Annotated in this window: 1 pseudogene; it reads left to right on the top strand. The window is 68.8% G+C overall.

Annotated elements, in window-relative coordinates:
• Positions 1-256: pseudogene (locus tag SB786_RS36905) on the top strand (acetate/propionate family kinase); the annotation flags it as partial.

Below are 256 nucleotides of genomic sequence, written 5' to 3'. Positions count from 1 at the left end.
CGGGCCTCAGCAGCGATATGCGCGAACTGCTCGCGAGCGACAGCAAACAGGCGAAGCTCGCGGTGGACTTCTATACGTATCGGATCGCGCAGGAAGTGGGCAAGCTCGCGGTAGTGCTCGGCGGGCTCGATGCGCTGGTGTTCACGGCCGGGATCGGCGAGCATGCGGCGCCTGTGCGCGCGCAGGTGTGCGAGCGGCTCGCGCCGGTGTTCGGCATCGCGCTGGAGACGGCCGCGAACGACGCGGGCAAGGAACG

The sequence above is a fragment of the Burkholderia sp. SIMBA_062 genome (genome assembly GCF_046534765.1).
GTDB classification, from domain to species: Bacteria; Pseudomonadota; Gammaproteobacteria; order Burkholderiales; family Burkholderiaceae; genus Burkholderia; species Burkholderia ambifaria.
Note: the sequence above shows the minus strand (reverse complement) of the source record. Positions and strands in the feature narration are given on the sequence as shown.